Source organism: Nocardia takedensis NBRC 100417 (genome assembly GCF_000308695.1).
Lineage (GTDB): Bacteria > Actinomycetota > Actinomycetes > Mycobacteriales > Mycobacteriaceae > Nocardia > Nocardia takedensis.
The window spans coordinates 12,354-25,105 of record NZ_BAGG01000265.1; the positions used below are offsets into that span (position 1 = coordinate 12,354).

Annotated in this window: 12 protein-coding genes; 1 reads left to right on the plus strand and 11 read right to left on the minus strand. The window is 70.1% G+C overall.

Translation table 11 applies throughout. The features are described 5' to 3' along the window. Nucleotide 1: 1 nt before the first annotated feature. From ON30_RS34385 to ON30_RS34430, 10 genes are all read right to left on the minus strand, one after another. Nucleotides 2-1,279, minus strand: a complete 1,278-nt coding sequence (locus tag ON30_RS34385) for a cytochrome P450 (RefSeq protein ID WP_040714528.1) — start codon at nucleotides 1,277-1,279, stop codon at nucleotides 2-4. Between the two features lie 55 nt (nucleotides 1,280-1,334). Then, a complete protein-coding gene (locus ON30_RS36835; RefSeq protein ID WP_245554338.1) occupies nucleotides 1,335-2,081 on the minus strand; it encodes an Rv1363c family protein in 747 nt (248 codons plus the stop codon). 82 nt (nucleotides 2,082-2,163) lie between these two features. Further along, nucleotides 2,164-3,441: an MlaD family protein gene (locus ON30_RS34395; protein WP_040714529.1), complete on the minus strand. Its 1,278-nt coding sequence runs from the start codon at nucleotides 3,439-3,441 to the stop codon at nucleotides 2,164-2,166. Beyond that, nucleotides 3,438-4,550: an MlaD family protein gene (locus ON30_RS34400; protein ID WP_040714530.1), complete on the minus strand. Its 1,113-nt coding sequence runs from the start codon at nucleotides 4,548-4,550 to the stop codon at nucleotides 3,438-3,440. Before ON30_RS34400 ends, ON30_RS34395 begins: the two co-directional genes overlap by 4 nt. Further along, nucleotides 4,547-5,653, minus strand: a complete 1,107-nt coding sequence (locus ON30_RS34405; protein ID WP_040714531.1) for an MCE family protein — start codon at nucleotides 5,651-5,653, stop codon at nucleotides 4,547-4,549. The genes ON30_RS34400 and ON30_RS34405 overlap by 4 nt, the downstream gene beginning before the upstream one ends. Beyond that, on the minus strand, nucleotides 5,650-6,699 hold the full coding sequence (locus ON30_RS34410) for an MCE family protein (protein ID WP_051030424.1): 1,050 nt from the start codon (nucleotides 6,697-6,699) through the stop codon (nucleotides 5,650-5,652). Before ON30_RS34410 ends, ON30_RS34405 begins: the two co-directional genes overlap by 4 nt. Before the next feature lie 4 nt (nucleotides 6,700-6,703). Beyond that, nucleotides 6,704-7,741, minus strand: coding sequence for an MCE family protein (locus tag ON30_RS34415; protein ID WP_040714532.1), 1,038 nt, complete (start codon nucleotides 7,739-7,741; stop codon nucleotides 6,704-6,706). Continuing rightward, nucleotides 7,738-9,006, minus strand: a complete 1,269-nt coding sequence (locus ON30_RS34420; protein WP_040714535.1) for an MlaD family protein — start codon at nucleotides 9,004-9,006, stop codon at nucleotides 7,738-7,740. The genes ON30_RS34415 and ON30_RS34420 overlap by 4 nt, the downstream gene beginning before the upstream one ends. A gap of 3 nt (nucleotides 9,007-9,009) precedes the next feature. Then, complete coding sequence (locus ON30_RS34425) at nucleotides 9,010-9,864, minus strand: ABC transporter permease (RefSeq protein WP_040714536.1); 855 nt, start codon at nucleotides 9,862-9,864, stop codon at nucleotides 9,010-9,012. Then, nucleotides 9,864-10,769 (minus strand): MlaE family ABC transporter permease, encoded by a 906-nt coding sequence (locus tag ON30_RS34430; RefSeq protein ID WP_083911892.1) that lies wholly within the window; start codon nucleotides 10,767-10,769, stop codon nucleotides 9,864-9,866. The genes ON30_RS34425 and ON30_RS34430 overlap by 1 nt, the downstream gene beginning before the upstream one ends. A gap of 493 nt (nucleotides 10,770-11,262) precedes the next feature. On the opposite strand from ON30_RS34430, the gene ON30_RS34435 reads away from it, so the two are divergent. Further along, entirely contained in the window at nucleotides 11,263-11,856 is a 594-nt protein-coding gene (locus tag ON30_RS34435; RefSeq protein WP_040714538.1) for a TetR/AcrR family transcriptional regulator, read from the plus strand. Between the two features lie 21 nt (nucleotides 11,857-11,877). On the opposite strand, the gene ON30_RS34440 is transcribed toward ON30_RS34435, so the two are convergent. Continuing rightward, nucleotides 11,878-12,483, minus strand: a complete 606-nt coding sequence (locus ON30_RS34440; RefSeq protein ID WP_245554339.1) for a hypothetical protein — start codon at nucleotides 12,481-12,483, stop codon at nucleotides 11,878-11,880. Between the last annotated feature and the right edge of the window lie 269 nt (nucleotides 12,484-12,752).

A 12,752-nucleotide genomic window follows, 5' to 3' on the forward strand; every position in this document is an offset into this window, starting at 1 on the left:
GTCAGGAGTTCGGGGTGAAGGTGATGTGCAGGTTGGAGAGCCCGCGCAGGATGTAGGTGGGCTCGTAGGTGTAGCGGCGATCACCCGCCGGGCCGTGCTGCTCTTCGTCGATGCCGATGTCGAGCATCCGGTCCAGGATCCGTTCGATCGAGACCCGGCCCTCCACGCGCGCCAGCGGTCCGCCGGGGCAGGAGTGCACGCCGCGGCCGAAGGCCATGTGCTCGCGGAAGTTCTTGCGGTCCAGGCGGAAGGTGTGCGGGTCCTCGAACCGGCGCGGGTCGCGGTTGGCGGCGCCGGGGCAGAACATCATCGTCGACCCGGCCGCCACCTCGACCTCCCCGACCGTGACCGGCTGGGTGGTCAACCGGAAGCCGCTCTTGACCGGGGAGTCCATCCGCAGCGTCTCCTCGACGAAGATCGGGATGAGCGTGCGGTCCGCGCGCAGGGCCTCCTGCACGTCCGGGCGATCGCCCAGAACCCGCATCGCGGCGCTGAGCAGTTTGGCGGTGGTCTCCTGCCCCGCGGCGAAGAGGAAGGTGGCCGAACGCACCACGTCGATCACCTCGGGGGTGGAACCGTCCGGGTACTTGGCCAAGGCCAGCGAGGTCAGCACGTCGTCGCGCGGCGATTCGCGGCGGTCCTCGATGTAGGCGGAGAACTTCACGTCCAGCCAGGCCAGCGGATTCTCGGCCAGCACTTCGTCATCGAGCGCGCCGACCCGCGACCCCGGCTGCTCGGCGCCCAACACCACGCGGAACTGCTGGTGGTCCTCCTCGGGCACCCCGAGCACGTCGGCGACCACCAGCAGTGAGAACGGCTTGGCGTAGGAGGCCAGGAATTCGCAGCGGCCGTCGGCCAGGAATTCGTCGAGCTGCTGGTCGGCCAGCCGCCACATGAACTCCTCGTTCTCCTTCAACCGGGCCGGGGTCAGCAGGCGGTTGAGCACCGAGCGCGCGTAGGTGTGCTGCGGCGGGTCCATGGTGACCATGTGCTCGTGCATCGGCAGTTCGCTGCGGTGGCGCGCGATCTGCTCGCGGATGTCGTCGCCCTCGGGCTGGAACGGCAGCGGCGGGAACGGCCCGCCGACCGCGATGGCCGAGGAGAACAGGTCGGCGTCCTTGAGCACCTCCATCGACTCCTCGTAGCCGGTCACCGCGTACACGCCGTAGCGCGATTCCCGGGTGACGGGGCAGCGGGCCCGCAGATGGTCGAAATACGGGTGCGGGTCCGGCACCAACGCCGGATCGGTGAAGTAGTCGACGGTGTCGAAATCGGTCATCGAACGCTCCTAGATCTTGTGAACAGATGCGGTCTCGCGCTGCGCGAGAGAACGGTCAGGGCAGGTAGACCCGGCTGGCCAGCCAACGGCCGTCGACCAGGCGCATGGTCATCTCGACGCGGCTGCGATCCACGCGCGGATCGGCGGAGGCGGCGTTGGTGACGGTCTGGTCGATGAACAGCAGCACCTCGACCTCGGTCTCGGTGCCCGATTTCACCGCCGCCTCCAGCACGGTGCCCTTGCCGGTGGCCTTGTTCTCCAGCAGCAGTTGGCGCAGTTGGCCGCTCGAACGGGAGTACATGTCCTTGAAATCGCCGGTGGCGCCGTCGAGTACGGCCGCGAAGTCCCGGTCGAGATTGTTCGCGTCGACGCTGGTCAGGGTGACCGCGTAGGTGCGGGCGGCGGCGAGTGCGTCGCGGGCGGCGGCGTCGCGGGCGCGCTCGGTGTGCAACTGCCGGCCGAGGATGCCCGCCGCGACCAGGGCGGCGATCGCGACCAAGGCGGTCGCCGGGAGCAGGAACCGGCGACCGAGGGCGAGCGTCCGGGACCAGCGCGAAGGCGGGGGCGGGGTGGAAGCGTCGGCGTCGCCGTCCGGCGTCACCCCGGCTTCGGAATCGGCCGACTCCGACTCCGCGACAACCGAATCCGAATTTCCGTCGGGCTCGGCATCGGCGGCGATCGACTTCGCGCCGACGGATTCGGCCGCGGCAGCGCCGTTCTCGGCACGTGTGGTCGCTGATCGCGCGGGCGTGTCGGTGCCGAGGTCGGGGAGGTTCTCGACTGCGGTGTCGGTCTTGCTCATGAGCTGTTCCTCGCGGTTCATTTCCGGGCTGGGTCGAACGTCGGGTAGTGGAACGTCGGCGGTGGAACTCGGGCCGGTCGGTTCACCGCCTCGGGGCGGGCGGCGGGTCGGGCAGGGGCGGTCCGCCGTAGTCCAGCGGCAGCGACAGCGGGCCCATGGGGGTGGGCGTGGCCTGCCGGTCGGCGGGCATGCCGGGCGGCGGCGGTCCGGCGACCGTCGCGCCGGGCGGGCGGGGGGCGTTCTGCGCGCCGCGGATCATGATCGACGGGTCGTCGGTCGCGCAGTAGGTGTAGAGGTAGGGCTCGGGGAAGTCGGCCAGCCAGGGTGGGCGGCGCGGCAGGTCGTAGTCGCAGGCGTGGCGCGGGTAGAGGTTGACCAGGCCCCAGACGCCGCCGTCGTGGAAGGCCACGGCGATGGCCCCGAGCGTCGATCCGTCGCGTTCGGTGGGGAAGAAGAATTCCTGGAGCGCGGGCACCCGGGAGCCGGTGGTCTCGGCGACCACGGACAGGCTGTCCAGCAGATTCCCGCCGACGGTCGCGTTCTGCGCCATGACGGCGTCCAGCGCGCGCAGGGTGCCGGGCGCGGCGGCCAGCAGGTCCACGAATCCGCCGGTCTTGGCCTCGGTTCCGGCCAGCGTCGATTTCGCGTCGCCCGCGAATGCGCGCAGCCCCGGGGTCAGGTCGGCGACGGTGCCCATGACCTGTTTGCTGTCGCGGATCAACCGCACCGTCTGCGGCAGCACCGAATCCAGGGTGGCGGCGAGGAAGACGCCGCCGTCGAGGATGTCGGCCAACTTCTCCGGCCCCTGCGGGCCGACGCCGAGTTCGGCGACGACCGCCGCCAGCTCGCTCGGATCGACCTGGGCCAGGGTGGTGTCGAGTTCGGACAGGGTGCGCCACAGCGGGGTCGGGGTGCTGGTGCGCTCGACGGCGATCTCCGCGCCGTCGCTCAGGTACGGGCCGCCGTCGCGATCCGGGCGGAAGTCGAGGTACTGCTCCCCCGCGGGTGACAGACTCGCCACCCGCACCGCGCCGTCGGCGGGCACGGGGATCGCGGCGTCGATCACCGCGACGGCGACCAGGCCGGAACCGCTGAGCCGCACCGATTCCACGGTGCCGATCGGCACGCCGCGCAGGGTGACGTCCTGTCCGGCCAGCAGTCCGCCGGATTCGGCCAGGTGCACCCGCACCCGCAGCACCGACTCCCCCGGACGCAATCCGAGCGCGCCGACCGTCAGGTAGGCGACCCCGAGGGCCAGGGTCAGCACCAGCGCCGCGGCCGACAGCGTCGAGCGACGGGCGCGGCCCGCGCGCACCGCCCCGACCAGCAGCCGGGCCGGTGTTTCGATCAGCGCGCTCATCGGCCTGCCCCGTTCAGCCTGCCCTGCAACTTCAGCAGGGTGTAGGTGAAGCTGCCGATGAAGTTCTCCCAGTCGCGCTGATCGGGCAGGCGACTGGCGGGGTCGCCGCCCGGGTGGTTCGGATCGGGCAGGAACCCGATCGCGAGGTCCTGCATATCGGCGTCGGTGCTGGCCGAGGTGGCGTCGAGGACCTTCATCAGCGGGCCGAGCATGGCGTTCATCGCCGCGACGCTGGCGCCCGGCGTCCGCGCGGCGGCGTCGAGTTGGTCGGCGATGGTGTTCACGTCGGCGATCAGTCCGGCGCCCTGTTGTCCGTCGAGGCCGGGGAAGCGGGCGAGTCGTTCGCTGATGGCGTCGACCTGGCGGACCAGGGTCAGCGCGTGGTCGGCGTCGGCGCGCAACGTGGCCAGCGCGGGTCCGGCGGCGGCCAGTACCTGGTCGATGGTGTCGCCGCGCTCGTCGAGTCGCCTGGTGAGCTGGTCAACCTCGGCCAGCGTGGTGCGGATGTCCTGCGAGCGCGCGGTGAGCGCGGCGACCACCCGGGTCGAGCGTTCGATCAGGTCGGCCATCCGTTCGCCGCGGTCGCCGACGGTGCGCCCGAGTCCGTTGACGATCGTGCTCAGATTGCGGATCGCGCCGCCGTTGACCAGCAGCGACACCGTCGCCAGCAGTTCCTCGATGGTGGCGGCCTGCGCGGTGCTCTCGAGCGGGATGTCGTCGCCGTCGGCCAGCGCCGGGCCGTCGGCGGTCGCCTCGGGCGGTGGTGTCAGCGAGACGAACACGTCGCCCAGGGGGGTGGCGGTGCGCAGTTCGGCGCGGGTGCCCTTCGGCAGGCGCACGTCGGCGCGGATGCCGAGGGTGACGATGGCGGTGTAGTCGCGCACGGCCATCTCGGTGACCTCGCCGATCTCCGCGCCCGCGAGCCGGACCTTCGCGGCGGCGGGCAGGTTGAGGGCGTTGGCGAACGCGGCGTGCACGAGATACTTGTCGCCGCGCACGCCGGGGGCGGGCAGCGGCAGATCACCCAGGCCGACACCGCATCCGGTGCAGGCGACCAGAGCGGTCAGGCCCAGCGCGGCTTGCCGCGACCAGTGCGCGCGGCGGCTCATCGGGGCAACCCCGCCATCGCCGTGAGCATGTCGGTGATCCCGAAGTCGGGGCCGAAGTCCTGGAGTGTGCCGGTGGCGCAACCCAATTGGCGCAGGCCGAGGATATTGCAGACCTCCTTGACCAGCTGCCCGTCGAAGAACACCTTGTCCAGCAGCGCGTGCACGCGCACGCCGCGGTTCTCGAAGTCGACGGCCGTGTAGGCGTTGTTGAGCAACAGCGGTGTGACGTCGAGGAATTCGGCGAGTTCGCCGCGGTAGTCGGCCAAGGACTTCGTCACGGTGGCGGCGTCGGTGAGGGTGCTGTTCAGCAGGCCGGCGTTGTCGCTGAGCAGGGCGTCGGACTGCCGCAGGATCTCGACCAACCGGGCTCCGGTGTCGCCGGTACCGAGGTTCAGCTCGGCCAGCACGTCACCGAGTTGACCCGTGGCCGAAGCGAATTCGCGCACGGTCTGATCGTTGTCGGCGGCCGCGCGCATCAGCGCCGCGAGCTGGTCCACGATCCGGCCCACCAGTTCGCGCATCTGCGCGCCGCCGTCCTCGCCCAACCGCAGCGCCGTCGCCAGTTCGTCCAGGGTGCCGCGCAGTTGGTCGCCGCTGCCGGTGGAGATGGCCGCGGCGGCGCTCAGCAGGCGGGCCACCGGGCCGTCGTCGGGGGTCTGGCCTTGCAGGTCGCCGCTCATGCGGTCGGCCGCGCCGAGCAGTCGGTCGAATTCGACGGGGGTGCGGGTGCGGTCCAGACCGATCCGGGCGCCGTCGGCCAAGGCGGGACCGCCCCGATAGGCCGGGGTGAACTCTACGTGCCGGTCGGTGAGGACCGAGGTGGACAGCGCGACCGCCATCGCGTCGGCGGGGATGTCGACCTCGCCGTCGACCGACATGGTCACCTCGACGTGGCCGCCGCGCGGGTGGATCGCGGTGATCTCCCCCACCGGCATGCCGAGCACCGCCACGGCGTTGCCCACGTACAGCCCGGCCGCGTTGTCGAATTCGGCGGTGACGGTGCGGTTCTCGTCGTCGAAGGGGGCCGCGCCCACGGCGCATCCGCCGATCACCACCAGCAGCAGCGCGGCGCCCGCGCGGACCAGGCCACGGAACGGACTCATCGGCAGTCCTCGCGGTAGGGGGTCAGGTTCGCCTGCGACGCGCGGCCGCTCAGCGCGCACATCCAGGAGTCGATCATCGGACCGGAGGGTGCGGTGAAGTCGACCTCGTTGGCCGTGCCCGAGGCGTTGGCGAAGTTGCGCACCGGCACGGGCAGGATCTCGAGGGTGTTGCGCAGCAGCGCGTCGTTGCGCGCCAGGCTGCCCAGCAGGTTGTCCAGGCCGGCCAGCAACTCCTCCACGGCGGGACGGTCCTGGACCAGCAGCGTGCGCAGTTGATCCGCCAGGCGGGTGGTGGCCTGCATCAGGCGTTCGATCGCGTCACGGCGCGCGACGATCTCGGTGAGCACGTCGCGCCCCTGGGTCATCACCGCGGCCAGGTCGGCGCGCTGATCGGTGAGCACCTGGGTGAGTTTCGCGGTGCTCGCGAGCAGCGCGCCCACCTCGGAGCGCCGGTCGCCCAGGATGTTCGCCAAGGCCCGCAGGTTGTCCAGCATCGAGGGCAGCACGGTGGGCACACCGTCGAGTTGGCCCGCCAACGTGGTCAGCGACTGTCCGATCTGCCGGGTGTCGATCTGCTCGAGGGTGACGGTGGCGTTCTCCAGCGCGCGTTGCAGATCGTAGGGAACCTCGGTCTGTTCCAGGGTGATCCGGTGCGCGGGCAGCGACCCCTCCCCCGCCGGGCGCAGTTCGATGTAGCGCGCGCCGAGCAGGGTGGTCAGCTTGATGGCCGCGCCGGTCCGCGCGCCCAGCGGCACGTCCGCGTCCACGCTCAGGGTGACCAGCACGCGGTCGCCCGCCAGTCGCTGCCGCTGGACCGCGCCGACCGGCACGCCCGCGACGGTTACGGCGTCACCGGGGCGGATACCCGCCGCCTGGGCGAATTCGGCCTCGTATTCGACGCGGCCCACTTGCAGACGGCTGTAGCCGATCGCGCCCGCTGTCACCGCCAGCAGCACCAGTACCGCGATCGCGCCGAGCACGACGCGGGGATGGTCCTCGAGCGGGGTGCGCAAGGTCCGGCGTACGGGGGATCTCTTCGCGTTCATGCCCTCACCTACAGGTCGGTGAATACTGGGCCTGCCCCGAGGCCGAGGCCAGCCCGACCACCGTGGGCACGAGCGGGATCAGCGGCGGCAGCAGGTTGACGTTGAAATTGCACAGGTAGGTGTTGAGGTAGGGGCCTTCCTGGCTGACCCGCGCCAGCCCTTTCATCAGGGCGGGCAGGTTGAAGCCGAGGTAGGCGAACTCGTCCTTGTTCTCCTGGAAGTGCCGGGTGAATCCCGGTTGGCGGTAGAGCATCTCGTGCAGCGGCGCGTCCGCGCCGTCGAGCAGATCGGCCATCCGCCCGGTCGTCGTGGCGGCCGTGCTCAGCGCGCCGAGCAGTTCGTCACGGTGACGCGAGAGGCCGTCCACGATCGAGCGCGAACTCTCCAGCAGGGTGCTCACCTCGCCGCTGTGGCCCGCCAGTTCGCCGACCACCTTGTTCAGGTTGACGATGACCGAGCCGAGCACCTGGTCCGGGCCCGCCAGCGACTGGGCCAGCGTCGAGACCTGTTCCACCAGCAGGACCAGCGAGGTGCCGTCGCCTTGCAGCGCGGTGATCAGCGCGGCGGTGACGTTGTCGACCTGCTTCGGATCGAGTCCGCTGAACAGGGGCTCGAAACCGTTGAGCAGTCCGGAGATGTCGAAGGACGGCTCGGTGTGCTCGAGCGGGATCTCCCCGCCCGGCGGCAGCGGCAGCGGATCGCCGAAGTCGGCGCGGGCCAGTCCGAGATAGCGCTGGCCGATCAGGTTCTGGTAGGTGATCGACGCGGCGGTGTCGCCGTGCAGCGTCTGATCGTCCTGGACGCGGAACCGGACCCGCGCGTGCGTGCCGTCGAGTTCGATGGCGTCCACCCGACCGACCCGCACTCCCGCCATGCGCACGTCGTCACCGACGCGCAGACCGCTGACATCGGTGAACACCGCGCTGTAGGTACGGGTTTCGCCGCTGATCCCCCGGTTCAGCGTGACGAAGGTGATGTAGAGCAGCGCGACGGCGAGGGCGACGAACAGGCTGACGCCCACCAGGGCCTTGCGATAGCTCATCGCGGACCTCCCGTCGGGAACGGCCCGTCGGCCAGCAGCGGCGCGAGCAGCGACTCCGCGCCGTTCTGCTCGCCGGTGAGCACCCGCTGCACCAGGTCGCGCAGGTCGGCGGGCAGGTCGACGGGCATCGGCGGATAGGTCGCCGGGTCCAGGGCGGCGGGCACGGGCTCGACCGGGATGTTCTCCGGCGCGGTCCGGCAACTCGGTCCTTCGAGGTCGCCGTAGCGGGGACAGTCGGCGCGGGTGTAGGGGGTGTGCGGGGTGAAGCGGAACTGGAATTTGCCGCGCCCGCGCGGGCTCTCGGCATTCCAGAACTCGCTGAACCACAGGTCCGACAGGTTGCGGATGCGCAGCACGATCGGGCCGAAAGCCGGTGAGCCCGCGGCGAAGACGTCCAGCACCGGTCCGAGTTGGTCGGTGGCCGTGACGAGTTGGTCGGTGCGCCGGCCCAAGGTGGCCTCGACGGTGGACAGCGTGCCCGTCCCGGCGGTGAGCAGGTTCGTCAGCTGGGCGTCCTGTTCGGCGACGGTGCGCATCGGCAGCACCGCGTGGTGCAGCGCGTCGAGCAGGTCGGGGGCCGAATCGTCCAGTCCGCGCACGGCTTCGGCGACCAGCGCGAGCGTCGGCGGTCCGCCGTCGGGGGTGAGCAGCGCGTCGAATTCGCGGGTGATGCGGTCCAACTGCGCGCCCGCCGCGACCAGATCGGCGCCGCGCCGGTCGGTGGCCCGCGCGACGGCGGCGAGCACGCCGACGGTCGCGCCGGAACCGATGCGGGCGGTGGCGGCGATGATCTCGCGCAGTTTGGTCAGCGCCGTCTGCAGTTGCACGGTGGCCAGGGTGCGGTCCTGGGGGATCTCCACCTCGGCGCTCAGCGCGGGCGCGGGGCCGTTGTCGACCAGTTGCACCGAGGACACGGCGAAGACGTTGCTGGGCACCACCCGGGCCGTCACCGTGCGGGGTATGCCCGCCACGACCTGCGGGTCGAGCAGGAGCCGTACCCGATTGCCCCGGTCGCCCGCGACCAGGTCCACCGAACCCACCGTGCCGACCAGCATGCCGCGGAATTTGACGTCCGAGCGCGCGGGCAGGCCGTCGCCGAGTTGGTCGAGGACGGCGACGACCTCGACCTGCTCGTCGAACCGGCCGGTGGATTTCATCAGCAGCACCGACACGACCGCCGCGCTCACCAGCACCAGCGCGATGCCGCGCAGTACCAGCGCGAGACCCGAGGGTCCGCGTCCGTCCTTCTCGAACAGGATCGACATCGACTAACCCCCGAGCCGCGCGCCCGCGCCGATGCCCCACAGGGCGACGGTGAGCAGCAGGTTGACGATGATCATCAGCGAGATGGCGGCCCGCATCGCGCGGCCCGCCGCGATGCCGACACCCTGCGGGCCGCCCGCGGCGTAGAAGCCGTAGTAGCACTGCACGGTGGTCGTGATGATCACGAAGACAACGGCTTTGAGCAGCGAGTACACGATGTCGTTGCCGTTGAGGACGAGTTGGAAGTAGTGCTGGTAGGTGCCCGCCGACAGGCCGCCGGAGAAGCCGACCACGGCCTGCACCGCGAGGTAGTTGACGGCCAGGCAGACCAGATACAGCGGGATCATGGCCAGGATCGAGGCCAGCAGTCGGGTGCTGACCAGGTACGGGATCGACCGGATCGCCATGGATTCCATCGCGTCGATCTCCTCGGCGATCCCCATCGCGCCCAACTGCGCGGTGAACCGGCAGCCCGCCTGCGAGGCGAAGGCCAGCGAGGCCATGATGGGCGCGAGTTCGCGGGTGGAGGCGGTGGAGGCGATCAGGCCGACGGTCGGTTCCATGCCGAGCAGGTGCAGCGCGTTGTAACCCTCGAGGCCGACGATGGCGCCGCCCGCCGCGCCGAGCACGATGATGACGCCCGCGGTGCCGCCGCCGACGACCAGTGAGCCGTTGCCCCAGGTGATGTCGGACAGGATGCGCAGGAATTCCTTGCGGTAGTGCCGCAGCATCACCGGGATCGAGACCAGCGCGCGGACCAGGAAGGTGATCATGTGGCCCAGGCGCATGACCGTGATCGAGAACTGTCTGCCCGAGCGCAACAGTACGCGGGTGCCCGGCGGCCGGTAGGGCGCGGCCATCACAGCGCCGACCGCGGGAACAGGATCAGGAACATCTGGGTGAAGACGACATTGACCACCATCAGCAGCAGGATCGAGGACACCACGGTGGAGTTGACCGCGTTGGCGACCCCGGCGGGTCCGCCGCGCGTGGACAGCCCTTTCTCACACGCCACCACCGCGACGATGGCCCCGTACACCACGGCCTTGACCACGGTCAGCCACAGGTCGCCGACGGTGGCGAAGGAGGCGAAGGTCGCCACGAAACTGCCGGGTGTGCCGTTCTGGGCGAAGACGTTGAACAGGTAGCCCGCCAGGAAGCCGACGAAGCAGACCACTCCGGTCAGGCAGACGCCGACCAGGATCGCGGCCGCCAGGCGCGGCACGACCAGGCGGCGGATGACCGAGACGCCCATGATCTCCATGGCGTCGAGTTCGTCGCGGATCTTGCGCGAGCCGAGGTCGGCGCAGATGGCCGATCCGACCGCCGCGGCCATCAGCAGCGCCGCGACCATGGGCGCGCCCTGCCGGATCACCGCGAGTCCGCTGGCCGCGCCCGCCAGCGAGGTGGCCCCGACCTGTCCGGCCAGCAGGCCGAACTGGATGGACAGGGTGACCCCGATGGGCAGCGAGACGAAGATCGTCGGCAGCGCCGCCGAGGAGGCCATGAACGCCGATTGCCGGATGAATTCGGCGAAGGCGAAGCGGCCGGTGACGATGTCGAGGACGAGGTACTGCATCGCGCGCACGCCGAGGACGAACTGTCCGCCCACGGTCTCGAGCGCGGCCTGCGGGTGCCGCCGCACGTAACCGCGTCCCCAGTCGGCGATCTCGCGCGTCGCGGGCGACGCGGAGACCGGAGCGGGCCCGGTTTCCGCTGCGCGGTCCGTGACCTTCCGGACTGCTGCGGCGCGACGAATCGTCATGGCGTGGTCTTTCGGTTCGACAGGGTGCGCGCGAGGACGCGACGCGGCTGGGAAAGGCACGGAACGAGGTGAGAACTCACTCCCCGAGAGCTTGACATGACCATTGTGAGTGCCACCACAACCCTAGTCAAGAGCGGAATGCAGAAAAGGGAGAATCCAATTCTCCTGTGTGCGTTCGCATTCCACGGAATTCGTTGATTCGAAATGCCGAAAAGGGGCGGCGGGAAATTCCCGTCACCCTCGCGCGATGCGCGTCGACCGCTCGCGCGGTGCCGCGCAGCCGTCGAGATGGCTTGCGACACAACATAGGTGCCGCGACACGCCGGAGGTCCACGAGGGACTTCCGGCTGCGCGGGCGCTGTCCTGAGCACCCGCACAGCATTGTGCTGTGCACATGCTTAGCATGGAATTCGAGAACGAGTCAAGAGCGTAACGCCGCCGCATTCCTCGCTATGTATGTGAACAACAACCGTTTCCGGAGAGAGGTGGGCCGATGCCGTCGTCGCGCAGGATCGGGGCTCCCGACGCCAAGAATCGCGCCCTGCTGCTCGAGGCCGCCGAACAGCTGCTCGTGGAGGAGGGCTGGGCGATGGTGACCTCGCGCCGGGTGGCCGAACGCGCCGAACTCAAACCGCAACTCGTGCACTACTACTTCCGATCCATGGACGATCTGCTGCTCGAGATATTCCAGCGGCGCGCCGAGGAAGGGTTGGTGATCCAGGACGCCGTGCTGGCCTCGGCCGAACCGCTGCGGGCGCTGTGGGAGTTCAGCATCGACCCGGCCGCGGTCCGGTTCACGATGGAATTCGTCGGGTTGTCCAACCACCGGCCCGCCCTGCGCGCCGCCGTCGCCGACTGGGCCGAGAAATTCCGCGCCGCGCAGACCACCGCGCTGACCCGCATCCTGGACGACTACGGGTTCGACACCGCGCGATTCCCCGCGGCCGCCATGGCGGTGCTGATCACGAGCGTGTCCCGGGTGGTCGTCCTCGAACGCGCCCTCGGCATGTCCGGCGGGCACGCCGAGGCGATCGCGATGGTCGAGCGCGAGATCGACGCGCTGGAACGGGGTGCGCGAAAGTCCTGACCGCGCAACCGGTTTCGGGTATCAGCCCGCCGATTCCAGATCGCGCAGATGGGTGCGGTAGGACGGCGGAAGCAGTTCGCCGGTGCGGAAGCGCTCGGTGGTCTCGGCCGCGCCCGCCGGCAGTCCGGCCGCGGCCAGCGCCCGCGTCTTGAACGCGCGCGCCGCGACGCTGACGCGATGGTAGGAGGTGCCGACGCGGCCGTCGAGTTCGGCGGGGAGCCGGTCACCCCACACCACGACCTCGAGCAGTCCGCGGTCCAGACAGTCGATGAGCCCTTCGCGGATCATCGGGTCCCAGCGATACATGTCGGCCGAGACGGCCACGGCCGTCGGCCAAGCGCTGTGTCCGCCGCCGGGCAGGGATTTGCGCAGGTCCAGCACGGTGGCGCCGAGGATCTGCAAGGGGTAGACGTTGCGCGGTTCGGGGACGAGGACCGTCACCTCCCAACCCGCCGCCGAACGATCGAAGAGCCATCCGCCCGCGTGCCGGACCACGTCGGTCTCGTCGGGAGCGATGACGGCCAGCCGATACCGCAGCGGGCGTCGCTTGGCGTGGGCGCGCCAGCGGCTGACGGAGTGAACGCCGGAGTCGGTTCGGTCGACGGAGTCGACGGATCGTGCAGCCATGATTTCCATCCGAATCAGTCGGGAACTCGACACGGCGGTTGCTCCGCGGCGGCCACCGGCAACGAGCTGAAGCTGCCTGTTCCGTCCAGTCGGACCACAACTACCGACCACACCGTAAGGCGATTCGACCTCCGCCGATACCGACCTCGCAAAACTACTAGATGTGATGAATATCACATTACCGCGTGAGTATCCCTGTTACGGAAATGACGTGCAGTTTTGGGTGCAACCCTCGCTGCCAGGTGGTCCACCCCTGTTCTCCTTTGAGA